This is a genomic window from Vibrio sp. ED002 (assembly GCF_023277445.1).
GTDB classification, from domain to species: Bacteria; Pseudomonadota; Gammaproteobacteria; order Enterobacterales; family Vibrionaceae; genus Vibrio; species Vibrio jasicida.
The window spans coordinates 1,728,418-1,753,752 of the sequence record NZ_CP080238.1 but is presented as its reverse complement, the minus strand read 5'-3'; the positions used below and the strand labels follow the sequence as shown (position 1 = coordinate 1,753,752).

General features: G+C 45.6%; 21 protein-coding genes and 1 other RNA gene. 11 read left to right on the top strand and 11 right to left on the bottom strand.

Annotated elements, in window-relative coordinates; translation table 11 throughout:
* Positions 1 to 281: 281 nt before the first annotated feature.
* The 3 genes from ITG12_RS08100 (at position 282) to ITG12_RS08090 (ending at position 4,488) form a co-directional block, all read left to right on the top strand.
* Complete coding sequence (locus ITG12_RS08100) at positions 282 to 1,805, top strand: Na+/H+ antiporter NhaC family protein (protein WP_038881768.1); 1,524 nt, start codon at positions 282 to 284, stop codon at positions 1,803 to 1,805.
* Positions 1,806 to 2,005: 200 nt separating this feature from the next.
* Positions 2,006 to 3,715, top strand: a complete 1,710-nt coding sequence (locus tag ITG12_RS08095; RefSeq protein WP_020194993.1) for a glycoside hydrolase family 19 protein — start codon at positions 2,006 to 2,008, stop codon at positions 3,713 to 3,715.
* A 179-nt stretch (positions 3,716 to 3,894) separates the two neighbouring features.
* A complete protein-coding gene (locus tag ITG12_RS08090) occupies positions 3,895 to 4,488 on the top strand; it encodes a GPR1/FUN34/YaaH family transporter (protein ID WP_009705589.1) in 594 nt (197 codons plus the stop codon).
* Between the two features lie 128 nt (positions 4,489 to 4,616).
* On the opposite strand, the gene ITG12_RS08085 is transcribed toward ITG12_RS08090, so the two are convergent.
* The gene (locus tag ITG12_RS08085; protein WP_038881767.1) at positions 4,617 to 6,164 is read right to left on the bottom strand and encodes an alanine/glycine:cation symporter family protein; all 1,548 of its coding nucleotides are present in this window, start codon (positions 6,162 to 6,164) and stop codon (positions 4,617 to 4,619) included.
* A gap of 307 nt (positions 6,165 to 6,471) precedes the next feature.
* On the bottom strand, positions 6,472 to 7,728 hold the full coding sequence (locus ITG12_RS08080) for a D-amino acid dehydrogenase (RefSeq protein WP_038881766.1): 1,257 nt from the start codon (positions 7,726 to 7,728) through the stop codon (positions 6,472 to 6,474).
* Positions 7,729 to 7,834: 106 nt separating this feature from the next.
* Between ITG12_RS08080 and ITG12_RS08075 the strand changes: the two genes are divergently transcribed.
* From ITG12_RS08075 to ITG12_RS08065, 3 genes are all read left to right on the top strand, one after another.
* The gene (locus tag ITG12_RS08075; protein WP_038881765.1) at positions 7,835 to 8,737 is read left to right on the top strand and encodes a LysR substrate-binding domain-containing protein; all 903 of its coding nucleotides are present in this window, start codon (positions 7,835 to 7,837) and stop codon (positions 8,735 to 8,737) included.
* Between the two features lie 162 nt (positions 8,738 to 8,899).
* Complete coding sequence (locus ITG12_RS08070; protein WP_038881764.1) at positions 8,900 to 9,478, top strand: DUF6795 domain-containing protein; 579 nt, start codon at positions 8,900 to 8,902, stop codon at positions 9,476 to 9,478.
* Positions 9,479 to 9,480: 2 nt separating this feature from the next.
* A complete protein-coding gene (locus ITG12_RS08065) occupies positions 9,481 to 10,617 on the top strand; it encodes a lipase family protein (RefSeq protein ID WP_038881763.1) in 1,137 nt (378 codons plus the stop codon).
* Positions 10,618 to 10,661: 44 nt separating this feature from the next.
* Here the strand turns inward: ITG12_RS08065 and ITG12_RS08060 are convergent, their stop codons facing one another.
* Positions 10,662 to 12,308, bottom strand: a complete 1,647-nt coding sequence (locus tag ITG12_RS08060) for a mechanosensitive ion channel family protein (protein WP_038881761.1) — start codon at positions 12,306 to 12,308, stop codon at positions 10,662 to 10,664.
* 200 nt (positions 12,309 to 12,508) lie between these two features.
* Here ITG12_RS08060 and ITG12_RS08055 point away from each other — a divergent pair, with 200 nt between their 5' ends.
* The 3 genes from ITG12_RS08055 to ITG12_RS08045 all read left to right on the top strand — a co-directional run bounded on the left by ITG12_RS08055 (position 12,509) and on the right by ITG12_RS08045 (position 16,143).
* Positions 12,509 to 13,777: an O-acetylhomoserine aminocarboxypropyltransferase/cysteine synthase gene (locus ITG12_RS08055; RefSeq protein WP_038881760.1), complete on the top strand. Its 1,269-nt coding sequence runs from the start codon at positions 12,509 to 12,511 to the stop codon at positions 13,775 to 13,777.
* Between the two features lie 207 nt (positions 13,778 to 13,984).
* On the top strand, positions 13,985 to 15,316 hold the full coding sequence (locus tag ITG12_RS08050) for an aspartate aminotransferase family protein (protein WP_248873933.1): 1,332 nt from the start codon (positions 13,985 to 13,987) through the stop codon (positions 15,314 to 15,316).
* Positions 15,307 to 16,143 (top strand): 3-keto-5-aminohexanoate cleavage protein, encoded by an 837-nt coding sequence (locus tag ITG12_RS08045; RefSeq protein ID WP_038881757.1) that lies wholly within the window; start codon positions 15,307 to 15,309, stop codon positions 16,141 to 16,143. The genes ITG12_RS08050 and ITG12_RS08045 overlap by 10 nt, the downstream gene beginning before the upstream one ends.
* A gap of 47 nt (positions 16,144 to 16,190) precedes the next feature.
* Here the strand turns inward: ITG12_RS08045 and ITG12_RS08040 are convergent, their stop codons facing one another.
* The 6 genes from ITG12_RS08040 to smpB all read right to left on the bottom strand — a co-directional run bounded on the left by ITG12_RS08040 (position 16,191) and on the right by smpB (position 22,551).
* Positions 16,191 to 17,558 (bottom strand): Na+/H+ antiporter NhaC family protein, encoded by a 1,368-nt coding sequence (locus ITG12_RS08040; RefSeq protein WP_038881756.1) that lies wholly within the window; start codon positions 17,556 to 17,558, stop codon positions 16,191 to 16,193.
* Between the two features lie 179 nt (positions 17,559 to 17,737).
* On the bottom strand, positions 17,738 to 18,313 hold the full coding sequence (locus ITG12_RS08035) for a DedA family protein (protein WP_038881755.1): 576 nt from the start codon (positions 18,311 to 18,313) through the stop codon (positions 17,738 to 17,740).
* Positions 18,314 to 18,458: 145 nt separating this feature from the next.
* Positions 18,459 to 20,501 carry an FUSC family protein gene (locus ITG12_RS08030; protein WP_038881754.1) on the bottom strand — a complete coding sequence of 681 codons (2,043 nt, stop codon included), beginning with the start codon at positions 20,499 to 20,501 and terminating at the stop codon, positions 18,459 to 18,461.
* A 99-nt stretch (positions 20,502 to 20,600) separates the two neighbouring features.
* Positions 20,601 to 21,494: a LysR family transcriptional regulator gene (locus ITG12_RS08025; protein WP_248873932.1), complete on the bottom strand. Its 894-nt coding sequence runs from the start codon at positions 21,492 to 21,494 to the stop codon at positions 20,601 to 20,603.
* A gap of 138 nt (positions 21,495 to 21,632) precedes the next feature.
* Positions 21,633 to 21,999: a transfer-messenger RNA gene (gene ssrA, locus ITG12_RS08020) on the bottom strand.
* A gap of 66 nt (positions 22,000 to 22,065) precedes the next feature.
* The gene (smpB, locus tag ITG12_RS08015) at positions 22,066 to 22,551 is read right to left on the bottom strand and encodes an SsrA-binding protein SmpB (RefSeq protein ID WP_038868779.1); all 486 of its coding nucleotides are present in this window, start codon (positions 22,549 to 22,551) and stop codon (positions 22,066 to 22,068) included.
* Positions 22,552 to 22,670: 119 nt separating this feature from the next.
* On the opposite strand from smpB, the gene ITG12_RS08010 reads away from it, so the two are divergent.
* Both ITG12_RS08010 and ITG12_RS08005 read left to right on the top strand, forming a co-directional pair.
* Positions 22,671 to 23,114, top strand: coding sequence for an SRPBCC family protein (locus ITG12_RS08010; RefSeq protein WP_005424743.1), 444 nt, complete (start codon positions 22,671 to 22,673; stop codon positions 23,112 to 23,114).
* Positions 23,104 to 23,406, top strand: a complete 303-nt coding sequence (locus tag ITG12_RS08005) for an RnfH family protein (protein WP_038868778.1) — start codon at positions 23,104 to 23,106, stop codon at positions 23,404 to 23,406. Before ITG12_RS08010 ends, ITG12_RS08005 begins: the two co-directional genes overlap by 11 nt.
* Positions 23,407 to 23,460: 54 nt before the next feature.
* Here the strand turns inward: ITG12_RS08005 and ITG12_RS08000 are convergent, their stop codons facing one another.
* Positions 23,461 to 24,726, bottom strand: coding sequence for an erythromycin esterase family protein (locus tag ITG12_RS08000; protein WP_038875533.1), 1,266 nt, complete (start codon positions 24,724 to 24,726; stop codon positions 23,461 to 23,463).
* A gap of 214 nt (positions 24,727 to 24,940) precedes the next feature.
* Complete coding sequence (bamE, locus tag ITG12_RS07995; protein WP_038868775.1) at positions 24,941 to 25,300, bottom strand: outer membrane protein assembly factor BamE; 360 nt, start codon at positions 25,298 to 25,300, stop codon at positions 24,941 to 24,943.
* Between the last annotated feature and the right edge of the window lie 35 nt (positions 25,301 to 25,335).

Sequence of the window (25,335 nt, the reverse complement as noted above, 5' to 3'; positions counted from 1 at the left end):
TAGCAACGTTGTTGACTTCTCCATTTCACCCTAATCACATAGTAAACCTATGCTCATAGGGCTGAAATGGCTTGTCGCCTAGTTGCAACTCCAACTATTTTGGGAATTAGCTTTCGTATTTGACGTAAAGATTAAAATAGTAAAGCCAGCCTTCGGGCTGGTTTTTTTATGCCTGAAAAGTGTGAACGCAGGTCTCAACTTTTTTATTAGAAAATATATACATGCGAGATTGTTGAATGTATATTCATTTTTAGTGTTTGAATATTAAAGTTGGTATTGCTATGGAACAGGCAGAAGTTACCTCCCTCATCCCCATCATTATTACGTTAGTCCTCGCGCTAACTACAAGAAACGTTGTTGTCGGTCTTTTTGCCGGCGTTGTTAGCGGTGTGGCTATGTTAGAAGGCACATTCGTCGATAAAGGTCCGCTCGATTCGTTTAGCGCACTGATGAAAAGTTACCTGTTGCCGCAACTGACTGACAGTTACAATGCGGGCGTCATTTTGCTCTTAGTCTTTATTGGTGGCTTTGTGGCCTTGATGGAAAAATCTGGCGGTGGCGTGGCGTTCGCTAAAAAGATCACTCAGTGGGTTGCAAGTAAATGCCAAGCGCAGCTTTCTGCTTGGTTTGGTGGCGTTGTTATTTTCTTTTCAGACCTTGGTACACCGTTAATTGTTGGCCCTGTCTTTCGTCCTCTTTTTGATAAGCTGAAAGTCTCTCGCCAGAAACTTGCGTTTATTATTGATTCCACTTCATCCCCTGTGGCTATCCTGATCCCTTTCATTGGTTGGGGCGTTTACATCATGAGCCTGATTCAAAAAGAGTTTGCTGCGTTGGATGTGGGTATAAGTGATTGGGATGCCTTTATTGGCGCGATTCCTTACCAGTTTTATGCCTTTTTAGCGATCGCGATTGTGCCGATTGTCTCTTTCTTCAAACTGGATTTTGGACCAATGGCGAAAGCCGAACAGCTTGCTGAGCAGGGTTCTGATTTTGGAAAAGTGCAAGATTCATTGAATGTGTTTGAGCATAAAAATGCAAAAACAAGTTTTGTTTGGGCACCGCTGCTCGTCATGCTTGTGGTGCTTTGTTCAATCTTGGTTCCTCACGGTTTTCCATTTCAGAAAGTAGCAGGCTCAACTTTCCGTGCTGCACTGTCGTCGGCGTATTTCTTTGCTGCAATTACCCTAATTAGTTTGATGGCGTTTTATGGCGTGAGAAAGCTCTCTGATGGCATTCAGGTTTACCTAAAAGGGATGTCGAACATGATGTCCGTTGCGGTGATTCTAGTTCTCGCTTGGTCGCTGAGTTCTGTCGGTAAAGAGCTTGGCGCTGCGGCTTACATTGCAGAGCAGGCACAAGCTGGCTTCCCATACTGGTTATTACCAGCGGTGGCATTTTTACTGGCGGGTATTATCTCTTTTGCCACAGGGTCGTCATGGGGCACTTTTGCCATCATGATGCCATTGGTCATTCCAACCGCAGTCGCGATTGATGCGCCATTATTGGTGTGTATCGGTGCGGTGCTATCTGGTGGCTTATTTGGTGATCACTGTTCGCCAATTTCGGAAACCACCATCTTGTCCTCTACGGGTGCAGGTTGTGAGCAGTATGAGCACTTTAGAACTCAATTGCCTTATGCGGTACTCAACGGCGCTATCGCTCTGACAAGCTTCCTTGTTGCGGGTGTGATGGCTTCTCCTGTAATTGTGCTGGTGGCAATAGTCGCGCAGTTTGCCATTTACTTGGTGCTCTCTAAACAGCAATCTTCACCGACGCTAGAGCAAGCAACAGCAGATCAATAACAATAAATGAGAGCGGGGGATTATCCCCCGTTTTCTTTTGAGTCGAGGTAACAGTTTTTGTGATACCCACTGTGTAACAGTATTTATTTATGAAATTTGCGTCGCAGAATTAATTCACTTCACTCGGCGTTTTTTCTACATGATCCACTATGTGTCTAGTTATTCCTTGTATATTGTATTGTTAAATACGGAGATTAGACATGTTTGCACTCAAACATCTGCCTCTCGCATTGGGTTGTGTACTCGCTGCACAAGCTCATGCCAGCATGAATATCCAACCTGATCCACAAAACCCAAATGGTTACGTGATTGCTCGTGGCGACATCCAAGCTATGGAGCAAAGTAAAACCTCTGACCCTATGTATGCTATTTGGTCACAAGCGCTAGAGACTCGTCCAAATACGGTTGTTGAAGCGATTGTTCCAGGAGCAGCAAGCAATCCGGAAAACGTTAAGCGAGTTGAACGTGTCTTCCCTGAGAGCGAATGGAACTTCCTTACTCAGATGGCGGCACCAGAGTATACGTACACACGTTTCTTGCGTGCGATCGGTAAGTTCCCCGCATTCTGTGGTGAGTACACCGACGGGCGTGATTCAGACGCGATTTGTAAGAAATCTATCGTGACAGCATTTGCGCACTTTGCTCAGGAAACCGGTGGTCACATTGCGGTTGATAACGTATCGGACAACCCGCTTGCATTAGAAGAGTGGCAGCAGGCACTCGTGCACGTACGTGAAATGGGGTGGTCAGAAGGTCAAGAGGGCTACACCACAGGTTGTGGTCAGAACGATTGGCAAAATAAGCGTTGGCCTTGTGAACCTGGTCAGGGGTATTTCGGTCGTGGTGCAAAACAGCTTTCTTACCACTTTAACTACGGCGCTTTCTCTGAAGTTATGTTCGATGGCGATGCATCGGTATTGCTGAAAAATCCGGGCTTAGTCGCAGACTCATGGTTGAACTTAGCTTCTGCGATTTGGTTCTTCTTAACCCCTCAAGCGCCAAAACCAGCAATGCTGCACGTGATTGATCGTACTTGGGTACCATCGCAGCGTGAAATTGATGCGGGCATTGGCTACGGCTTTGGTACCACGATCAACGTCATCAACGGTGGTATTGAGTGTGGTGAGCAAAACAAAGACAAAGGTCAGCCAGTTAACCGCATTCGTTACTGGGAAGGTCTAGCGGCGCACTATCAGATTCCTATCGAAGCTGATGAAACCAATACCTGCTGGCAACAAACGCCTTACGGTAGCTTAAACCTTAACGGTGCCACTGACGTGCTTTACACCAACTGGGATGGTAACTGGAAGTACTACTCAGATCGCCCAGGCGGTCACTCATTTGAATGTGAATTGGTTGGTTTCCAAACCGCGTATTCAGCGCTAGTGGCTGGTGATTACGAGAAGTGTGTTACTAACTTCTACCAATCTCATGCAGGTTGGCCTGAAGTTCGCGTTGTCGATAAATTAGACCCAGTCGATCCGGTTGACCCACCTGTAGGCGGTGTTGCTGCATGGGATGCTGGCAAGGTTTATAACACGGGCGACCAAGTCTCTTACAAGGGGGCGGTATATGAAGCGAAGTGGTGGTCACAAGGTAATGAGCCTACTAAAGGTGACCCTTGGAAATTGGTCTCAGGTACGCCAACAGAGCCACCAGCGACTGAACCGCCAACGACTGAGCCACCTGTAACAGAACCACCTGTCACCGAGCCGCCAGTGACAGAGCCTCCGGTTACTGAACCACCAGTATCGGGTGACTTTATTGCATGGGAACCAGGTGTGACTCAAGTGGCTAATGGCGACAAAGTGACTTATCAAGGTAAATGCTTTATCGCGAAAAATGGGCCGGGAGTATGGGAATCACCGACACAGAGCAATTGGTTCTGGGATGAGATCTCTTGCCAGTAGTTGAACAATAAATAGTCTAACTATCTATAAAGACTCTTCTTTTTAGCAGGGTCTTTTTTTATTCGTTTGGTTGCTTATTTGTGCAATCTAAGTTTTCAATAACGTCTTTTCTCTTTTGTTTTTGAGTCCATTAAAATTCGCGCGCAATTTTTATCAACATTTTTGAAAAGGTAATGTACATGTCTACAAAACTGGCTAACCCAGCGCCACTAGGTCTAATGGGTTTTGGTATGACTACCATCCTGCTAAACATCCACAACGCAGGTTTCTTCCCAATGGATTCTATGATTCTGGCTATGGGCATCTTTTACGGTGGTTTAAGCCAAGTACTTGTTGGCATGATGTGCTTCAAGCGTGGTGACACGTTCGGTACGACTGCATTTACTTCTTACGGTCTATTCTGGCTAACACTGGTTGGTCTAATCGTAATGCCTTACATGGGCCTTCCAGCAAGCCCAGCACATTTCATGGGTTGGTACCTACTACTATGGGGTATCTTCACTGGCTTCATGTTCATTGGCTCTCTATGTTACCCAGTAGCGAAGCAAGTAGTATTCGGTTCTCTTACTATCCTGTTCTTCCTACTAGCGGCACGTGACTTCACTGGTAGCGAGCTGATCGGTACTATCGCAGGCTTCGAAGGTATCTTCTGTGGCGCGAGCGCAATCTACTTTGCAATGGCTCAAGTACTAAACAACGAATACGGCCGTACCGTACTTCCTGTTGGCGAAAAGCAAAAGCCACAAGTTGCTACGCAAGAAATCGCTGCATAATCGCTTCGAATTGAATGCAAAAGAAAAGGGTTAGCCACTGGCTAACCCTTTTTTAATGTCCGTTGTTCGGACCACTGCTTTTTCTTATATACCTGCCAACCCATTGGGGGAGGATGTTAAGTGAAGCATTAGGTAGATGGTTGCTCTACCGTTTCTGTTGTATCGCTTTCTGCGGTTGGTGCTTTACCTGTTTTGCGCTTGTACTTCTCTTCCCAGTAAGTCGCGCCTTTAATACCAAGTGCTACTGGGTTGAACGTAAACTCAGTCACACCACGTTTCTGTTGCTCTTCGTAGTCAGCCAGCGCTTTTAGTGCAGGCTTCGACATGAAGAAAATGATCAGAATGCCGACAATGTTCAGCCATGCCATTAGACCTACGCCCACATCACCCATTGCCCACGCAAGGTTGGCAGTCTTCACGGTGCCGTAGAATACCGCAGAGATGAGTACCAGCTTCAGAATGAACATCAGACCGTTTACTTTTACAGTGCGACGGATGTACGCGATGTTCGTTTCTGCGATGTAGTAGTAAGCCAGAATCGTCGTGAAGGCGAAGAAGAACAAGGCAACCGCGATGAATGGTTTACCAACCCCAGGTAGAGCGCTTTCAATCGCCATCTGTGTAAATACAGGGCCATTAGCACCGATATCTGCAGGTAGGTTTTGCACTAAGAATGAACCCTCTACTGCGCCTTGTACGTTGTATGCACCCGTGATAAGAATCATAAACGCGGTTGCTGAACATACTAACAACGTATCGATGTAGATAGAGAATGACTGAACAAGACCTTGTTGCGCTGGGTGGTCAACACTTGCTGCCGCTGCTGCGTGAGGGCCAGTACCTTGACCTGCTTCGTTAGAGTAAACACCACGTTTTACACCCCAACCAATCGCAGCACCAATACCAGCCATCGGCGTGAATGCATCACCAATGATCATGCCAACGATACGCGGAATCTCTCCGATGTTAAGTAGGATGATAACGAACGCGGTGATGATGTAAGCCAGCGCCATGAACGGAACCACAATCTGCGTGAAGTTCGCGATGCGCTTTACGCCACCAAAGATAATGAAAGCAAGAATGACACAGACAACCGTACCAGTGAAAATTTTAGCGAAACTGAAGGTACCAATAGCGGTTTCAATCATGTCACCTGAGCCAAAGGCTGCTTCTACTGCGTTACCAATACTGTTTGATTGAACGCCGGGAAGTAGAACGCCACATGCAAAGATGGTTGCGATAGCGAAGACCCATGCGTACCACTTCTGACCCATTGCTTTTTCGATGTAGTAAGCTGGACCACCGCGGAATTCGCCTTCGTCTTCCTCTTTGTAAATCTGTGCGAGTGTTGATTCTGCGTACGCCGTTGCTGCACCAAAGAAGGCAACAACCCACATCCAGAATACTGCACCTGGGCCACCGAAGCCGATAGCAGCAGCAACACCTGCAATGTTACCTGTACCTACACGGCCAGATAGTGAAACGGCCAAAGCCTGAAATGATGAAATCCCCTTGGTTGAACTCTTACCATTAAGTAGCAAGCGCCACATTTCAAAGAAGTGACGAATCTGCACAAAGCGCGTCATGATCGAGTAGAACAAACCAGCGCCAAGACACAGATAGATCAGTGCCGGACTCCAGATAATTCCATTCAGAAAATCAACTAATGACTGCATGAGTATTTTCCCTGTTTGTTATGGTTGTGGTTGTTTTTCGTACAACACATTACCCTTTTTTGTAATGCAATTGTTAACCTTTTTAACTAAAAATCCCTTGTAGCGTGATGGTGGGCACAGAACGGTTAAATATTGTTAAAAATTGGTTCTTGTTATGTATCTGTGTGGTTTTTATTGGAAATAACAATGAATTGATTGAATATGCAGAACATTGTCATGAAAATGTTCCGCGAGAGATGATAGTTATATCTTCTGAATGCTATTCAACTTGTGGAGTAATGCACTGTTTGAAATGGTTTGCAGGTGTTTAGGCGTAACGACTCAGGTTCAATTCTGAGTGATTTGTCACTTTGGGAACGGCGTTCATGATGACGTCTGTTAGTATCTGAGCTGAGCCACAAGCCATAGTCCAACCGAGCGTGCCATGCCCTGTGTTTGTAAACAAATTCTTGTAAGGTGTTGTCCCTATAATGGGCGTACCATCGGGTGTCATAGGGCGAAATCCACTCCAAAACTCGGCTTTAGTAAAATCGGCGCTTTGCGGAAACAGATCTCGAATCACCATTTCAATCGTATTTTTGCGTTTTTGCGGTAACGAAGGATCAAAGCCTGCTAGCTCCGCGGTTCCTGCGACACGAATACGGTCATCAAAGCGCGTCATTGCGACCTTATAGGTTTCATCCATGACGGTAGAACGAGGCGAAAATTGCTCACATTCAATTGGTACCGTCAGTGAATATCCTTTGACGGGGTAAACAGGAATGTCGATCTCAAGCTGTTTGAGTAACGCTGTAGAATAGCTGCCAGAGGCAAGGACAAACTGGTCTGCTTTAAACAAACCACGGTCCGTTTGGACACCCATGATCTTTTTGCCTACGGTAACCCAATTGCTCACCTCTGTATTGAATTCAAACCTTACACCATGGGCTTTTGCTAGCTCTGTTAACTGCTGACAGAACTGAAAACAATCACCCGTTTCGTCATCAGGCAGATATAACCCACCGACCAATTTTTCTTTTACTAATGCCAATCCTGGCTCTTGCTTTATGCACTGTTCGACATCCATTAACTGAAAACGTGTACCGCTTTGCTCTAACAACTCAAGGTCTTTCTCTATGGCATCGAGCTGCTGTTGAGAGCGAAATACTTGCAAGGTGCCTAACTGCCGCCCTTGGTATTCAATCGCATGATCACGGCGCAACTGCTCCAAACACGCGCGGCTATGATTGGCGATAGAGAGCATTCGGGCTTTGTTGATTTGATAGCGGGACAAAGTGCAGTTCGACACCATTTGCGTTGCCCAGCGGATAAGCTCCGGGCTAAGAGACGGTTTTATTTTGAGTGGTGCATGTTCTTCAGTGAGCCACTTTATGGCTTTGAGTGGAATCCCCGGCGCAGCCCATGGTGAAGAGTAACCATAAGAGATTTGTCCGGCGTTAGCGAAGCTGGTTTCCATCGCACTGCTTGGTTGGCGATCGATCACGGTCACCTGACAGCCTGCCTGAGATAAATACCAAGCCGAGGTTAATCCGATAACACCACTGCCTATTACGATGACTTCCATTGATGTGCTCCACACATTTTTGATGTTGCGCAGTTTCTCTTCTTTACCTTTTGTTAACAATCGATATAAATTACATTTAGCGTTTAGAAAATCTATAGGCTCAAAGATGAAAAGTAGTGTCGTTAGCGGATTGTGGTTATTCTGCCAAGTGGCGGAACACAACAGCTTTACCAGTGCTGCAAAGGCATTGCACCTAACGACGGGGGCGATCAGCCAGCAAATCATTCAGTTAGAAGAACAGCTTGGTTTTACTTTGTTTGAACGCCACTCGCGTGGAATTCGATTGACGCCTAAAGGATTGCAGTTATCTCAATCCTCACAATTCCACTTCTCCGAACTAGGAAAGACACTTAAAGAACTGCAAATTGAAAAGCCCCACAATGAAATTCGCCTCAAGCTGACGCCTTCTTTTGCGTTTAAATGGTTAGTTCCACGCCTTGAAAGCTTTCATCTAGAAAACCCCGATCTCCAAGTGCAGATTTTTGCAGAGGGAGCACTAGTGAATAGTGAGCGAAAGGACTATGACGTTGCGATAGACTACGGTTCTCATCCCTATCGAGATAAAAGCGCAGAGCGGATTCTCAATGAGCAACTTCTACCGGTGATGAGCCCCAAATACCTTGAGGATCATAGGTGGCTAAAAACTCTTAAAGCGTCACCAGAACAATGGAGAGACGCAACATTACTGCACGATGCTATGCCATGGGATAAGGCTCCGCGTGACTATGAATGGCTGTACTGGGCATCAAGCATGGGGTTTGATTTCAAAACAGAGGTAGGGCACTTCTTTAATCGTACGGATATGGCAATGTCTGCCGCCGAAGCTGGAGTGGGGATAGCAATGGCACGTATGGCGCTGGTGGAAGATGAACTTGAAAGCGGTCGCTTAGTCTCGCCATTTGAACCTGTGGATGCTAACGCAGGCTACTACCTGATCATTAATACCAAAAGTGAGCCTACAGCACGATTTAGACGTTGGCTTTTACAGCAAGTCCAATCATCAATGTAGAGAGATAATTGGCACAAGTGTTTAAGAAATAATAAAAATAAATTTCTTAATTACATGATACTTCGAATTGCTTCCCACAAATTGCCTTCCGTTTATTAACTCCTCTCACTCTGTCTTCTTTTTCCATATCATCCAAAAATTAATCAATGGATGAGAAAGACTATGGCTAAAAGAATCTCTCTTATGTTGGCCCTAGCTCTATTTTCGGTAGGAGCAAGTGCAATGTTTTGGCCGTTCAAAAAATACGATGTGGAAATGTCTCCGGATGTGCGTGGTGTTATCAAGCTTGATGGCGTGCCACAGGCGGGGTTAACGGTTCATCGAGAGCTTTATTATGAAGGGTACAAAAAAGGCAAAACCTTATCAGATGAGGTTCAGACCAATGAACTAGGAGAGTTCTCTTTCGAACGGCTCATTGTTCGTTCTAGTGCTCCTGGAGATCTCTTTGGAGGAAGCTTAAGGGTTCATCAAAAGATTTCGCTCACTTATAACGGTGAACAAAAGAAGCTTTGGGGAGTTTGGTCTCCTACAGATGGGCGGAAGCCTTTGGTATCAATGCTCTCTAATATCGATTGTGAGTTAACCAATATTGAACGTATTCATGAAGTAGAGATCGCGCCGGAAAAAGGTGCGCCAATTTCGGTTTACTCGGTTTGCGACTGGAATCACGACAGGGTAACCACCTATCTGTATGACGAAGACACTGATACATACATTGCAAAAAAGGATATGGCTAAATAATTATGAGTGATATTTCCCCAAAGCAAGCCAGTTACTTGGCATCCGCAGCTTATGCCATAAAAAACAACTTAGAAGACTTAGAGGTGCCTCTTTCTCTTCGCAATGATTTTTCTTTCAAAAACATGGTTACAGGAACTAGTGGTGGTTTTTTCTTTCGCCCAGAAACTGGATTTGCTTTGTTGGGGAAAGGAAAAAGTCAGCGCCATAAGAACGACTTAGTTTTAGCTTTTAGAGGTACCGCAGGATTAGCTGATGGAATTACCGACTTAACTTGCAGTGGAAAGGGGACGGGGACAGGAGAGATCGTGCACTCTGGGTTTCAAACGACTTTCTATTCTATGAAAAAGGGCCTAACTCGTTTTCTACGTGATAATCCGGTTGTTGGTAATGGTACTATTCATTGCGTCGGACACAGTTTAGGTGGCGCACTTGCCACTTTGGCTGCGAACTGGATATCGGCTTCCCCTGAGTTTAAAGGAAAAGTGAATTTGTATACCTTTGGCTCACCAAGAGTGGGAATGAAGCCGTTTTCTGTTAACTCATCCTCGCGCATATCGTCACATTTTCGTTGTGTGAATGGTGCAGACCCAGTGACAAAAGCGCCAGTGTGGCCTTTTTATCATGTGCCTTATGATGGTTCAGAATACATATTAAATCGTGCACAAGGACTGCTTCCTAGCGCGCATTTTATGTCGGAATATAGTTCTTACACACAATCAGCAACGTGGGATAGCCTAGGGCTTCAAAAAGCGAACTCAGCTTTTAAGCGTGTTGTCCTGAATTACGAGAATCGATTGCAAGCGAAACCTTCTGCTGATTGGGCAGATAAGATTTCAGCGGCAATCCTTACGCTGTTAATTGATGGTGGCTTTGCAGCAACAGTCTTTGCATTGCAAAGTGGTGGTGCTGCAATCGCAACTATCTACGATGCGATGGCGCGCTCAATGGTAAAAATCTCAGAACTTTCTAGTGAATTTGCCTCTCGCGTAAAAGGCTTACTTGGTCATATGTTGGTGTTTGCAGGTAAAGTCGCCCAAATTGCGATTAAATTTACTTACTCCTTTATCCGTTGGGTATTCGAACTGGTTTTAGGCAAACTAAATACAGCAGTAAAAGCCGCACTAAAAACTAGCTTTTAGTCTTCAATATAAAACCGCCTCATTCGAGGCGGTTTTTTAAATCTCTATGTTTGAGGGACTGCTTGAACGGTCTTGGGTGTGACTGCTGGCTGTAAAGTATCTGTGGCGAGGTATGTGGTACTTGAAGGGAAAGCAAATTGAGCGCCTTCTGCGGTAATGATCTTATCAATCAATATAAGAAGTTCTTGCTGCAAGTTGAGGAATGTCTCTCTATTTGTGGTGTTCAAGTGAGCGAGTATCTCAATATCCAGGCTGTAAGCATTGAAGGCACTAAAGTGAACTCGAAGAGGAGAATCTAAAACATCGGGATGCTCTTTGAGTAAGGACGTGATTTTCTCTGTAATGCTCTGCAATTGAGACATGCTAGTCTCATAGCGTAGCCCGATAGTCGCTTTGAAAGGATATCGGTCACGACGGCTGTAGTTGATGATCTCTCGCTTAATAAGGTCACCATTGGCAATGGTGATTTGTGTTCGGTCTTTCGCTCGAATTCGTGTTGAACGCACACCTATTTGTTCGATAACTCCTGACTGACTGCCAATTTGGCAGTAATCACCCACCGATAACGATTTGTCTAGGAATAAGATAACCCCGCCGATTAAGTTCTCCATAGTTGGACGGATAGCGAGTGCGATTGCCATGCCCCCTAAACTCAAGCCTGTCACGATGCCATAAACAGGGACTCCTAAGCGATTCAAACCATAACCAAGACAGGCAATGGCTGCCATTGAACCTAATAAAGTGCCAATAATTTGGGTCAGACTTTGTCGAAGTATGGTATTCGTGCGCTGCTTACTCATTAATAAACGACAAGTTTTGTAAATCAATAGGTAAGCCACTTGACTGAGTAATAGCCAACAAATGAGTTCTATGATGACGTTAAGCGTCGACATCAGTATGCCAGTTAAGTTGAGTTGATAGTCTGCGAGATAGAGAAAACCACTCAAAGTGATTACGGCACATATGGCTTTCGAAATCGGAGAGTGAATATGGTTATAGAGCAAAGCAAGTGCGGAGATGGTTAGAGAAAGAGAAAGAACCAACCCGAGCCATTGCCATATCGCTTGATCTCCATATTCAAGCATAAATACGCTTGGTAATGTTTCTACGAGGTGAAACCATGTTGGTGGAATCAATCGTCCTGCGCTTAGCGAATAATATTGGTAGTAATCCAAGTCCGCGCCTGAATGAGAGGGTAGATGTTTTACCAACAAGTAATCACTGTAAAGCCCATGAACGGTTTGCCCTGAGAAACGATACTGCCCATCAGCTTGTTTGATCAACTCCAAACCTGTCTCTGGTATTTGCCAGCGATCCAGTGTGTTGCTATCTGGAATGAGTGATAAGTCCAAAGGCGGGGCTCGGTCGAGAATTTCCTTCATCAACATGACCGATTCAATAGCAACTCGATTTTGGCTAGATTCCGGTACTTTAGACAGATCGAAGGCTTGAGTTGCTTTGTCGAAAAGTGCATAGATGTGTTGTCGGTTTGGTTCGGTATTTTGGGTTGGATCTTCGATGATTTCTGTCAGCTGCTGATTCGCTTGTGAAACCAAAGTCTCAAAGCTTGTGAGTGCTTTTTGAGGGCTAGAGAGATCGGGAGGTGCGAGGGGGAAAGCTTCCTCAGCCTGAGCAAAGAACGTGAAAAGTACACAGCAGACACTGAGCATCGATGATGTGATTGTTTTCATTATATTATCCTAGCCTTGTGATTATTGAATAAGTCTAGTCAATGATTTTCATATGCGGAAAAGCCTTGTTGTTATCTCTTTATCTCCGTCTGACTTGAATAAAGTCCAATCCCTTCAATGTGACTCAAACTGCTTTTCTTTGCTGAAAAAATCGGCAATATAAAAGAATAACCATTCACTCAATAGTTCAGGGAAGATGCATGAAAGACGAAACACTCTCAATCCATTTTGGCTACGAAACAGACCCAACAACCAAATCTGTTGCGACACCGATTTACCAGACCGTCGCGTATGAGTTTGATAATGCTCAGCATGGTGCCGATCTATTTAACCTCGAAGTTCCAGGCAACATTTACACCCGCATTATGAACCCAACCAATGACGTGTTGGAAAAACGTATGGCAGCACTAGAAGGCGGTATTGCTGGTTTGGTTGTTAGTGCAGGCAGTGCGGCAATTAACTATGCCATTCTCACGCTCGCGCAAGCCGGCGATAACATCGTTTCTACTCCTCAGCTATACGGCGGCACTTACACTTTATTTGCGCATATGTTGCCGAACCAAGGTATTGAGGTACGTTTTGCCAAGGATGACAAACCTGAAAGTCTCGCTGAGCTTATCGATGAGAATACCAAAGCGGTTTACTGTGAAAGCATTGGTAATCCGGCTGGCAATATCATCGATCTTGAACGTGTTGCTGAGTTGGCTCATGGGCAGGGCGTGCCTGTGATTGTTGACAATACGGTCGCAACTCCTGTGTTATGTAAACCAATCGAATTTGGTGCAGATATCGTGGTGCATTCACTGACTAAGTATGTGGGTGGTCACGGTACGACATTAGGTGGCATCATCATTGATTCGGGCAAGTTTCCTTGGGCGCAGCACAAAGATCGTTTCCCGGTATTTAATCAGCCTGAACCTTCCTACCACGGCGTGGTTTACACCGAGGCATTTGGAGAGGCAGCGTTTATTGGTCGTGCTCGCACCGTTCCTTTGCGTAATACCGGTTCTGCTTTGTCACCGATGAATGCGTTTATGTTGATGCAGGGGCTGGAAACGCTGTCGCTGCGTATGGAGAGACACACCGAGAATGCACTCAAAGTTGCGGAATATTTAAGCCAGCACGATAAAGTGAGTTGGGTAAGTTACGCAGGCTTGCCTGACTCTGAGTTCTATCCGTTGGCTGAGAAATACATGCAAGGTAAGCCGTCGGCGATATTGTCGTTTGGGTTGAAAGATGGTTACGAGGCGGGTGTACGTTTTTACGATGCGCTTAAGATATTCAAGCGACTGGTGAACATTGGTGATGCGAAGTCGCTTGCTTGTCATCCTGCATCAACTACACATCGACAGTTGAGTGAGGCGGAGCAAAAGCAAGCGGGCGTTTCTCCAGAGATGATTCGTTTGTCTGTCGGCATTGAACATATCGATGATATTCTGGCTGATTTAGAACAAGCTCTGAACGCATAATTATACTTTTCAACAGAGCTTTGGGTTACCCATAGGTCAGCCTTACTAAAAGCTGGCCATATTTCTATAAGGTGCTTATTTATAATGATTTTTGAGTATTTGGGTTATAGTATTCCAAATGCTCATGATGGTGTACTTTTCTTACCTTGCGTATAAGTCTCATCTTACTGACTATGCTTAGAAAATAGTCACTAGGAAGGGGCGCTCATGTCTTACGTGTTTCACCGTCATTGCCACGCCAAATTGCCCACTATCGCCAGAGGGGAAGGGGTTTACCTGTTCGATAATCAAGGCAACCAATACCTCGATGCTTGCGGCGGAGCTGCTGTTTCAAACCTTGGGCATAGCTACCAAGCTGTTAAACAAGCCATGCTCGACCAAATCGAAAAAGTGCCTTTTGCTCACACGGGCTTTTTTACTAGCGATGCTAGTGAGCAGTTGGCTGAGTTGATTTGCCAGCAAATGCCATCGCAATTTAATCATGTCTACTTAGTCAGTGGGGGCTCTGAAGCGGTTGAATCTGCGCTAAAGATGACAAGGCAATATTTTGTGGAATGTGGCAAACCTGAGAAAAAGCAGTTTATTGCCCGCCAACAAAGCTACCACGGTAATACACTTGGTGCGTTGGCTGTTGGTGGTAATGAATGGCGGCGTGAGCCTTTTAAACCCATCTTGCACCCAAGCCATCATATTGCGCCGTGTTATGCCTATCGTTATCAAAGAGAAGATGAGTCAGAACTCGATTATTCACTGAGAGCCGCCAATGAGCTTGAAGCTAAGATTTTAGAACTGGGCGCGGATAACGTTATGGCGTTTGTTGCAGAGCCGATTGTTGGCGCAACAGCGGGTGCAGTACCTGCCACTCAAGATTACTTCAAACGAATACGAGAGATTTGCGATCGCTATGATGTGTTGCTGATCATGGATGAGGTGATGTGTGGCGTTGGGCGCAGCGGTAGCTTTTTTGCTTTTGAACAAGAGCAAGCTGTCCCAGATTTAGTCTGTATGGCGAAAGGGTTAGGGGCGGGTTATCAACCTATCGGTGCGGTTGTTGCCAATGACAAAGTCTATCAAGCAATCGCGTCTGGTAGTGGCTTCTTTCAACATGGGCATACCTTTATGGCGCATCCTGTTGCGTGCGTAGCTGCCGTTGCAACCATTCAAACCATCGGTGACCAAAAGCTCCTGCAAGCCGTCAATCAACAAGGGGCGATGTTAAAAAGAGAGCTCGAATCGGCGCTTTCAGACTTCCCATATGTTGGGGATATTCGTGGTAAAGGGTTGTTTCTTGGCATTGAGCTTGTCGCAGACAAAGTAAGTAAAACCCCGTTGTCTAATTCAACTTTGGCAGACAAAAAGATCAAGCAACAAGCGATGGAAAATGGACTGATGTGCTACCCAATGGGCGGCACGATTGATGGTGTAAATGGGCATCATATCCTTCTTGCACCGCCTTTTATCATCGAGCGAAGCCACATTGACGAGCTGGTGGAAAAGCTCACTCGTACACTTAGAGAGGTGTCGCAGAAATGGCAGTGAACTCCCAAACTAAAAGAGCTCGAATCGCGATTATTGTTGCGCCCAATGGAGCGAGAAAAACCAAGCAAGACCATGCTCAATTGCCGATGACTATTGAAGAAATGGTTGTCGAGGCGAAAGCATGTCAAACGGCAGGGGCTGCCATGATCCATTTGCATGCGAGAGATGCGCAAGGCAGGCATTCTCTAGAGGTTGAAGACAACTTAGAAATCTACCACGCGGTGAAAGCTGCGGTTGGTGATTCGATGATTGTTCAGCTCACGACTGAGGCTGTTGGGACGTATTCGCCACAACAGCAAATGGTGCTGATCAAAGCGGTAAAACCAGAAGCTGCTTCTTTTGCTTTGCGTGAACTGATTCCTGATGAGCAGAGTGAAGAGCAAGGTTTTGTCTTTTTTGACTGGGTCGCTGAACAGGGCATTCTCAGCCAAATCATTTTGTATGATCAGGCAGACATTGAGCGCTATTTATCCCTAAGAGAGCGAGGCGTTTTACCAAAGCAAAACCAACACGCGTTAGTGGTGCTTGGTCGATATCATGAGGCTCAACAATCTTCGCCATGGGATTTACGGGCTCTGCATTTAGAGCGATTTATCGAAGAGAAGGTTAGGTGTGCCGTGTGCGCGTTTGGCGCGAGAGAGCAAGACTGTTTAACCCATGCATTGTTATTGGGGTTGGATGTTCGGGTAGGCTTTGAGAACAACCATTTGAGTGCTGATGGTCAGCCCGCGAACAGCAATGCGGAGCAAGTTCAACGATTAAAAGAGATCTGTGAATTGCTCGATGTGCCACTGCATGATGCGGAGAGTTTTCGAGAATCCATTTAGCAACAGGTACAAAAAAGGCTCCAATCGGAGCCTTCTTCAAATGTATTTTAGTTTTCAGCCTGAGTCACTGTTTGGCGCGCTGGGTGTTTGATAAATACTGCTACGACAGCGGCAATTGCCAGAGCAAAACAGTAGTAAGAGTTCGCAACAACTTCTAGTGGAGAAAGGTTAAATACCGAGCCCAATAGCAGAACCTGTGCACCGTATGGCAATACACCTTGGATAACACACGAGAAGATATCCAACAAACTTGCAGAGCGACGCGGTGAAACGTTGTTCTCTTCTGCCAGTTGGCGAGCCACGCTACCTGATACGATGATGGCAACGGTGTTGTTAGCGGTACAGGTATTCACCATCGAAACCAGACCAGCAATACCTAGTTCGCTTGCACGACCATTTGCTTCTTTCGAGTGGCTAGAACCAAACGTACGGATGATGCCGCTCACTAGGTTAGTCAGAAACGCGAGACCACCTTGGCGACGCATAAGCTCACTCAAACCGCCAATCAGCATGGACAGCAAGAAGATCTCTTGCATATTGCCAAAGCCTGAGTAGATGTCTTGTGCGAAGTTGGTTAGACCGTAATCATCGATAGAAGACAAGCTCACGCCACCCGCCAAAACGATACCAATAGTAAGCACGACAAATACATTCATGCCTGATACCGCAAGGATAAGAATCGTTATGTAAGGAAGTACTTTCAACCACTCAATAGAACCGGTTTCTGGTACTTGAGTCGCTGTGCTGTTGAAGGCGAAGATAACAAGCGCAACCAGTGCTGCTGGCAGTGCGATACGGATGTTTTCTTTGAATTTGTCCTTCATCTCACAGCCTTGAGAGCGTGTTGCCGCAATGGTGGTGTCCGAGATGATCGAAAGGTTATCACCAAACATTGCGCCGCTTAGCACTACGCCTGCCGTTAGTGGAAGGCTCATACCTGCCGATTGAGCAATGCCCAGAGCAACAGGCGCAACTGCTGCGATGGTGCCCATTGAGGTGCCCATCGCTGTCGCGATAAATGCAGAAATCAGGAAGATACCCGGCAAGATCATGCTGGTTGGAATCGCAGAAAGACCAAGGTTAACAGTTGCATCTACGCCGCCAGACGCTTTTGCAACTGCAGCAAAGGCACCGGCAAGCAGGTAGATCATACACATCGCGATGATGTCTGGATGACCAACGCCACGCATAAAGTGTTCGATAGAACGATTGAGTTTGTCTTTGCTTAGGATGAGCGCAAGGATCACCGCAGGCAATACCGCGATAGGCGCTGGCAGTTGGTAAAATGCAAAATCTACCCCTTGCAGAGACAAGTAAGTGCCCACGCCAATAAACAGCGCAAGGAATAGTACTAAAGGTAAAAGTGCGACCGCTGATGGTGCGATTGCTTTATTAGAATTTTTAGAACCAGACATGTGAACGACAACATAATCAACAAATAAGGCGAGCAGACTAATCGGACACCAAAGACTTGTCAACGTCTAGACGTCTAAATGGCTGGTTATTTTAAATGGAAAAGACCCAGAAAAAAGGCTCACATAACATATCTTATTGATACCGTGAGCCTTTGCGGAATTATATTGGTTTAGATCACTTACGCTTTTTTTCGTTTAAGAAGCGCGAAGATCATCAGTGAGAACAGCAGTGCTGCGCTAGACCAAACCACGTAATGGTGTTCGGTGTAGAACTGGCTAAGGGCACTCAAGTGCTCAAACGCGAAGTTGGTGAGCAAACTGAACACGGCAACCCAAATGGTGGTTGCAAGCGCGTTACCCAATAAGAACTCTTTGCGCGGCATCTTAGCAATACCGCAAGCAAGCGGCATAAACTGCTTCATCCCTTCAACAAAGCGACTGACAACTAAACAAGCAGGACCATACTTCTGAATCGTATTTTGTAGCTTCTGCATTTTGGGGCCAGAAATATAGCCTTTCTTGTCTAACCAACCTTCAAAGTAATAGCCAATCAGGTAGCCGCACGTGTTGCCAAAAAAGCAACTCAACCAAGAAACTATCATCACCAAGCTAAGGTTCATGACATGCTCTGATGAGATGATAGACGCTGCAATCATCAGCGATTGCCCCGGCATCGGAATGCCAATGCCTTCAAGAAAGATGCTGACGATAAGGGCGAGATAGCCATATTGCTCAAGCAGCGGCTTCATCGCCATCAATAGTTCATTTATGTGTTCCAAACGCTTTCCTCTAACAAAACTGGAACGAAGCTGGAGTGATACTCCTGTTAGTTCGCTTGGTCAATCGACGTTGGTCTCCGTCAGTAAAATCTGACACGCCGTTGATAATAGTGCTGGGTATTTAGTCTTTTAGGTTACGCCTTACTAAGTCGTGCATTTGCTTAATCGTCATCAATGCTAACCAGATGATCTCTTCGACAGATCGTTGACCAGCCGTTGAGGAGGGATGATCGGCATCGGTTTTATTGCTCAGTGCTGGCAGCTCATGAACACGATTGTCACGAATCGTACTGATCAACGCATCCATCGCATCATGAATCAGGCGTTCGACTTGCGTTGAGCCTTCATAATGGGTGCCCGTTCTCACTAGAGGGATCAGCAAGCAAAGGTAGTGACTCAACAAGCGATAATGGCTCAGCATATCTTCATAATAATGCGGATCGGCGCGAGTGTGCCTTGGCTCTTGTTGCATCTCGTTGTAAATCAGTTCAAGATCGCTTTCAGCGGTGAGCATAGCGGCACGTTGCTTAGTGAGCGCCATGTGATCACGTTGCTCAGTGTCTACTTGTAACTGCTCATAGCAATACACAAATAAGCTTTTTGAACTATCGAGTGCTTTTAATGCTTGGGTATGAATCTCTTTACCTCGCCACTGCGGCCACAGTAAACCATAACCGAGTAGGACAATTGCGCCACCGACGATATTGTCTATCAGGCGCGGTGCAGCAAAGTCGAGTCCCTGGTGTGCCATGGTCTGATAAACCAAAATTAACAGTGCGGTAATACAGCCAATCGCCAGCGAGTAATGACGCATAATATTGAGCATTGCGACGGGTAATAGGACAGCTATTAACACAAACAGGATGGTCGTTGGTACGCCAAGGTGAATCAAGGAGGTGGCGAACAGTACCCCGAGCGCGGTACCTAAACAGCGTTGCCAGGTTTTACTTCGGGTTGCCAAGAAGCTCGGCTGAATCACCATCAACATGGAAATTAATACCCAATCCGGGCGAATCAATTCAAAGTATTCAGCAATCCCAGATCCAAGAGCAAACATCAAACCAACGCGAGTCACGTGGCGCCAAATCGGGTTGCCTCGACTTGGTAAACGAAAAGACAGCTCGAATGGTTGCACATCAAAGGAGCGTTCATAAGCGGGTTCATTGAGCTCAATACGACGAGAAATATGCTTGACCGCGTATGCCCAGTAGCGAAAGCGAGGTTGGTCTTCTAGCTTCACTGCTTCAATCAAATCATGAGCTTCCTGTTCTAGTGAGCTCAAGTGTTCCATCTCTTCATGCGTGTTATGCAAAAGCTGCTTGGCTTTGTGTCTTAATCTTTGCTGACAGTGTTGGCTCCAAACCAAGAGCAGATCTCGTTTCGGTTTACTGGATTGAAATTGCTTGAACAGATCAGGGTTGCTGGTATGGCTGCTCAAGACGACTTCAAATGTATCGAGCGCCAAAAACAAAGCCTGACGTAGTGAGTTGGCGCCTTCATGTTTCGATCGAAAAGATTCCGATTGCAGAGCTTGCTGAAACAGTTCAATCAACTGATATTTGATGCGTCGTTTCGGGGCATCATTTTCGCTTCCAAGCAAGAAAGCTTGGCGATATTGAATGTAGTCCGCTAGCGTTTCGTAAATCGCAGAAAGACAAACACGCAGCGCGTAATGTTTCCATAAGGCAAACCAAAGCCAACTGAACAGCGCAAAAGTGAGTGGTCCCAACACCAACATAGGATAGAGACCAAGTACCGCGCTGGAATTATGTAGCGACAAGCTCACGACCGCGATCAGCAAGCTCGACATGCCAAGACGTCCCCAAAACGGACCATTCACTGCTGTACTCGCCAATACTGCTCCCATCGCGCCGTAAGTCAGCCACAGTGGTAAGCCCATATTCAGCAGAGCATAACTGATGACGAGCGTAATGCTCCACGTGAAAGCAGTAATCGCAAAGCGTGTCCAGCGCCTAGGGCCGGCAGTGTCTAAACCACTGATCAATGCTGCGGGCATGGTCATTAAAGCCGTCATGGCGAGATTGATTTGGTTGAATAGCACACCCAACCCCATGAACAGAACAATCGCGCTGGTGGCACGCAAACCAAGGTTGATAGAAGGGGAGTACCAGATTTTACGCAGAAAGGCAGGAGATAACGTCATAAACCCTCATTACAGTTGGCAACCCCTTCAGTGTAACGCGAATATCTTTAGATGTGCTGGCTTCAACCACAGATTGAAAAATTGAAGCGGAGTCGTTATCTAACCGACGCCTTCTCCAAGCTGAGCAAATAACCAATCATTGAACAGTGAGACTTTTCGCGCCGCTAGACGGTAGTTCGGCACAAATACGTAATAGCCATAATGGCTCAGCATACTCAGCTGTTGGATGTGGTGGACCTCATCTCTCGACATCGCCTGTTGCACCATAAAATCAGGTAGAAGAGCAAGCCCTTTGCCAAGCTTTACCGCTTCATAAGAAAGATAGAAATGCTCATGACCGACGGGGTGATAATGAATCGCGCTTTGCAGAGATTGTTCTAGTTTGAACTGCTCCCACAACTGCGGGCGTGTCGTTTGAGGAATAAATGCGAAATCTGCAATGGACTGTTTGTCGTTACATGTTGAAGAACTTGATGAGCCCGTTAGCAGTAGCGTTTCTTGACGCAACAATCGACCATGTTCGTAGTGACTAGAAAGAGGAAGGCAACGGATGGTGATGTCGCTGTCTACGTCTAGCTGATTTACTGGACCATCACTGGTGCGAACTTTAACGCGGATATCAGGATGGATTTGATGGAATGCATCAATGTTTGGCACCAACCACAAACTGGCGAAAGAAGGCGTAACATCCACCACCAGTAACTCTTGCTCTGTGTCGGTTTGAATTAGGCTCGCTGTGGCATGTTGGATGATTTCCAACGCTTCAGTTACCTTGGGTAAGTAACGTTTTCCTTCTTCAGTGAGCTCAATACCATTGATACCACGTTGGATTAAAGGTGGCCCAACCAGTTGCTCTAACGTCGCAATTTGTTTGCTCACGGCACCTTGAGTCACGCACAAACTCTCTGCCGCTTTAGAAAAACTCAGATGGTTAGCAACCGCAACAAAGGTTCGAAGTGCACGAATAGAAGGGTATTCACTGCCTTTTAGCATGATCTCATGTCCATTGATGAATGCTTAACCACAGACTAAGAGATTTTGGCTAGGAATCAAAGCGATGAGTTGAGGGGGAGATATAAATTGCAGATACAAAAAGGGCCAACCCTTTCGAGTTGGCCCTTTCCAAACGTTTGGTGGAGCTGGCGGGAGTTGAACCCGCGTCCAAAAATCATTCATCATTGGTACTACATGCTTAGTCGATCTTTAATTTCACCAGCAACCTGCGAACCGACACGCTAGTTAAAGGCTAACCTGAATTATAATTCGCGCTTTTCCTCTCAGGTGGGAGAAGCCACGCTAGCTAGTTTGGGTTTGATCTCTTATTGGTCCCCGTCTTACGAGCGGAAGCTAGGGTAAGAGAGCTCTAAGCAGGTTATTAAGCTGCTAGTGCGTAGTTTTCGTCGTTTGCGACTATTTTTTTGCGGCTTTTTACGTGGCCAACCGCCCCACGGCATGCACCTCAGACTTCAAAATTCCTGTCGAATCCTAAATCAGCCCCAAGTGTTATCCGCATAGTACCAGAAAAGCTTTCCTTGTCTAGCTCTGTGCGTTTAAGTGCTCAAGATTAACGCAAGTTACTCTTCATGATACGTGCTTTATCGCGAGCCCAATCTTTTTCTTTCATATCAGTACGTTTGTCGTGAAGCTTTTTACCTTTTGCAACACCGATTTTGATCTTCACCCAAGAGCGAGACCAGTACAGTGACAGTGCTGCTAGCGTCATACCTTCACGGTTAATGCGACCAAGAAGGTTGTCGAGTTCACGACGACTCATCAATAGTTTACGCACACGTGTAGGGTTTGCGACAACGTGAGTTGATGCTTGATTAAGAGGAGTGATGGTCATTCCGCTCACAAAAGCCTCACCGTCACGCATGAAAACATAGCTTTCGGCGATATTAGCTTTTCCTTGGCGAAGGGCTTTCACTTCCCAGCCTTGTAGCTCCAAGCCGGCTTCAATTTCATCGTCAATGAAGTATTCGTGGCGAGCTTTTTTATTCAGCGCGATAGTGTTGCTACCCGCTTTTTGCTTTGATTTTTTCTTTACCATAATGGGCTCATTATACGGGTTGGATATACGTTAGGAAATCCTTTTATTTGCGCTATCGTGGAATAAAAGTAAAATTGGCACAAGCCTTAAAACATGTACGCGTATCGATAGGAGTGTGTATGAAGCAAATCAGCCGTTCTGCTTTGGTGTCTTTTAGTGCAGAGCAGATGTTCGATCTGGTCAATGATGTTTCGAAGTATCCTGAGTTTCTACCTGGTTGTTCAGGTTCACGAATCATTGAGTCTTCGGGCGAGGGTATGGTGGCTTCTGTCGATGTTGCGAAAGCGGGTATCAGCAAAACGTTCACAACTTCAAATGAACTCATCCCAGGTCAGGCTATTATGATGAACTTGGTGGATGGTCCCTTTAAGACGCTGCGTGGTGGTTGGATCTTCACTGCTTTGGATGAGCAAGCGTGTAAAGTAGAACTAAAGCTTGAGTTTGAGTTTTCGAGCAAGATGATCGAAATGGCTTTCGGCAAAATATTTAATGAGCTAACCAGTAATATGGTGAACGCTTTTACTAAACGTGCGAAACAGGTGTACGAGTGTTATGAGTATTGAGTCGGACATGATTCACGTTGAGGTGGTGTATGCGCTTCCTCAAGAACAACGTGTGTTTAATCTAGTTGTGAACAAACAAGCGACAGTTGAAGAGATCATTCGTCAATCTGGTGTTCTGGAACTGTACCCTGAAGTTGATTTGAAAAAGAATAAAGTCGGCGTATACAGTCGAAATGTTCGTTTAGATGCAACTATCCGTGATAAAGATCGTATCGAGATATACCGACCGTTATTGGCCGATCCAAAAGAAATTCGCCGTAAACGTGCAGAGCAAGCAAAAGCAGCTAAGTAACGCTTATGGACAGCTGAAAAACCTCCCAAATGGGAGGTTTTTTGTTTTAAGGTGCTATCTTGGAGAGTCAATAGAGCTTGGTGTTTCTGTTCTGGTGTAGATGATGCCGTCGGCCAGTTCTGTAGCGTAGTTGATTGGCTGCTTAATGATGCTATTTGGGTACGTTAAGTTTGCGATATCTTCCATTTTTATGAACGCATTCTCGACGCCATTTTTTGCTAAGAGTTTCTCGACACTTCCCAGCTTATTTGTTGCGAAATGAGGGATAGCACGTAACTCAGGGTCTGATTCCATTGGTGTAATGTAACCGTCTTCAAAAGCATGGATTAAGCTATATACCTCATTAGGGTTTACTTGCTGTTTTAAGTGCCAAAATGCACCTGTGCTGTCTGGCCAAGCACCAACATAACTGCTGATGTGGACGTTATGTCCCCACGCCAAAATACTTTTTTGTGGTAACCATTCTTTTTGTAACCAGCGCAAGTTGTCCGCTTGCATGATCTCATCTGGATTGTAGGTGTCAAACCAACGGCTTTGAACGTGGGCTTGCATGCTTTTGACTATCTGTAACCAAAAAGTCGCATACTCACGAAAATCTTGGCGCTCTGTGAGTGGAGGAAGGTATTGTTCGGCTTTCATTTGAGACATTACGGAGTTGAGTGAAGCCAGTTGGTTGATAAAGGCTTGTTGTGCGCTGTTATCTGGCTTATCGAAATACCAAGGGCACATCATGGCTTCGCCATTGGCGATAAAACTTTGCCAATCAAGGTTGATGAGTTGATATTTTTCGACGAAGGTTTGCATCTCCGGCAGCATGAGGCTACAAGCTGGATCGCTACTGTGTCTACCATCAAAAGCAACCAAATACAGTGGTGTATCGGTAAACGCTTGCTGTTCTACGTATTCATAGAGTGGGTAAATCTCAGGGGTTTCAGCGTACAAGAACATGAAGGAGTACAGCATGGCATCTCGAACATCGGTCACTTCTCCATCCATTAATCTCTGCCAAAGGCGAAGGCCGTCATACAGTCCACTTTCCATGGCGAGTACATCTATTTCACCTTCTTGATGCAGGTATTTGGTTATTCGCGACTTGGCTTTAAAGCCTTGTGCACCACCATGCGTTGCTTCTCCTAAACCAATGAATGATTTTCCAGCGACAGCTTGTTTTACGGCTTCCAAGTCGGAGTTATCCGTGTGGTTAAACTCCAAGCTTTTTATGTGAGATGTTATGTGGATTTGTTCTTGGTTATCGTCCTCACCACATCCAAGCAGAGCTAGAGAAGATAAGGCAAGCAAACCGCATGATAGTGCTTTCATTTTCGTGTTCCTACATGAAAAATTCTACACTCAGAATAGATGTGCTTAGTTGCATAGAAAACTAACGTGAAAATGATCTGCGAGTTTATTCAAATATTCCAATGAGTAAGAGAACAAATAACGAGATAGTTTGTGATTCGGTTTATGGGGTAATGAAGCAATAAAAAAGCCTCCGGCGAGGAGGCTTTGAGAATTCTGTGAAAATAAAGATGGGCTACTGAATCTTCTCGTAAAAGGCATCACTTTTCGGGTAGTCGCCAGTCAGATCGGCTAACGTACCTTGGTCATTGAATTGAACAACCAGATCTTTTTGCACAGGTTCACCGTGCCCAGGAGTGTGATGGTAAATGTAGTACCAAGTATTTGGGTAGCCATTTTCAACCAACATAGGCGAACCAAGAACGTAGCGAACTTGTGCTTTAGTCATCCCAAACTTTAATTTATCAACCGCACTTTGTTCTACATAGTTGCCTTGGTTGATATCAATACGATAAACCAGTTTTTCCAATACCGAACATCCTGTCAGCAAAGTCATTGCTAATGGTACGGCAACTAACCACTTCTTTAATTGCATAATAATTTCTTAGTAACCTTTAAAATACTGCGCTG

What these genes read in the sequence shown, in the direction of transcription:
- ITG12_RS08100 (WP_038881768.1), top strand. Translation starts at nt 282, where the DNA reads ATGGAACAGGCAGAAGTTACCTCCCTCATCCCCATCATTATTACGTTA.
- ITG12_RS08095 (WP_020194993.1), top strand. Translation starts at nt 2,006, where the DNA reads ATGTTTGCACTCAAACATCTGCCTCTCGCATTGGGTTGTGTACTCGCT.
- ITG12_RS08090 (WP_009705589.1), top strand. Translation starts at nt 3,895, where the DNA reads ATGTCTACAAAACTGGCTAACCCAGCGCCACTAGGTCTAATGGGTTTT.
- ITG12_RS08085 (WP_038881767.1), bottom strand. Translation starts at nt 6,164, where the DNA reads ATGCAGTCATTAGTTGATTTTCTGAATGGAATTATCTGGAGTCCGGCA.
- ITG12_RS08080 (WP_038881766.1), bottom strand. Translation starts at nt 7,728, where the DNA reads ATGGAAGTCATCGTAATAGGCAGTGGTGTTATCGGATTAACCTCGGCT.
- ITG12_RS08075 (WP_038881765.1), top strand. Translation starts at nt 7,835, where the DNA reads ATGAAAAGTAGTGTCGTTAGCGGATTGTGGTTATTCTGCCAAGTGGCG.
- ITG12_RS08070 (WP_038881764.1), top strand. Translation starts at nt 8,900, where the DNA reads ATGGCTAAAAGAATCTCTCTTATGTTGGCCCTAGCTCTATTTTCGGTA.
- ITG12_RS08065 (WP_038881763.1), top strand. Translation starts at nt 9,481, where the DNA reads ATGAGTGATATTTCCCCAAAGCAAGCCAGTTACTTGGCATCCGCAGCT.
- ITG12_RS08060 (WP_038881761.1), bottom strand. Translation starts at nt 12,308, where the DNA reads ATGAAAACAATCACATCATCGATGCTCAGTGTCTGCTGTGTACTTTTC.
- ITG12_RS08055 (WP_038881760.1), top strand. Translation starts at nt 12,509, where the DNA reads ATGAAAGACGAAACACTCTCAATCCATTTTGGCTACGAAACAGACCCA.
- ITG12_RS08050 (WP_248873933.1), top strand. Translation starts at nt 13,985, where the DNA reads ATGTCTTACGTGTTTCACCGTCATTGCCACGCCAAATTGCCCACTATC.
- ITG12_RS08045 (WP_038881757.1), top strand. Translation starts at nt 15,307, where the DNA reads ATGGCAGTGAACTCCCAAACTAAAAGAGCTCGAATCGCGATTATTGTT.
- ITG12_RS08040 (WP_038881756.1), bottom strand. Translation starts at nt 17,558, where the DNA reads ATGTCTGGTTCTAAAAATTCTAATAAAGCAATCGCACCATCAGCGGTC.
- ITG12_RS08035 (WP_038881755.1), bottom strand. Translation starts at nt 18,313, where the DNA reads ATGGCGATGAAGCCGCTGCTTGAGCAATATGGCTATCTCGCCCTTATC.
- ITG12_RS08030 (WP_038881754.1), bottom strand. Translation starts at nt 20,501, where the DNA reads ATGACGTTATCTCCTGCCTTTCTGCGTAAAATCTGGTACTCCCCTTCT.
- ITG12_RS08025 (WP_248873932.1), bottom strand. Translation starts at nt 21,494, where the DNA reads ATGCTAAAAGGCAGTGAATACCCTTCTATTCGTGCACTTCGAACCTTT.
- smpB (WP_038868779.1), bottom strand. Translation starts at nt 22,551, where the DNA reads ATGGTAAAGAAAAAATCAAAGCAAAAAGCGGGTAGCAACACTATCGCG.
- ITG12_RS08010 (WP_005424743.1), top strand. Translation starts at nt 22,671, where the DNA reads ATGAAGCAAATCAGCCGTTCTGCTTTGGTGTCTTTTAGTGCAGAGCAG.
- ITG12_RS08005 (WP_038868778.1), top strand. Translation starts at nt 23,104, where the DNA reads ATGAGTATTGAGTCGGACATGATTCACGTTGAGGTGGTGTATGCGCTT.
- ITG12_RS08000 (WP_038875533.1), bottom strand. Translation starts at nt 24,726, where the DNA reads ATGAAAGCACTATCATGCGGTTTGCTTGCCTTATCTTCTCTAGCTCTG.
- bamE (WP_038868775.1), bottom strand. Translation starts at nt 25,300, where the DNA reads ATGCAATTAAAGAAGTGGTTAGTTGCCGTACCATTAGCAATGACTTTG.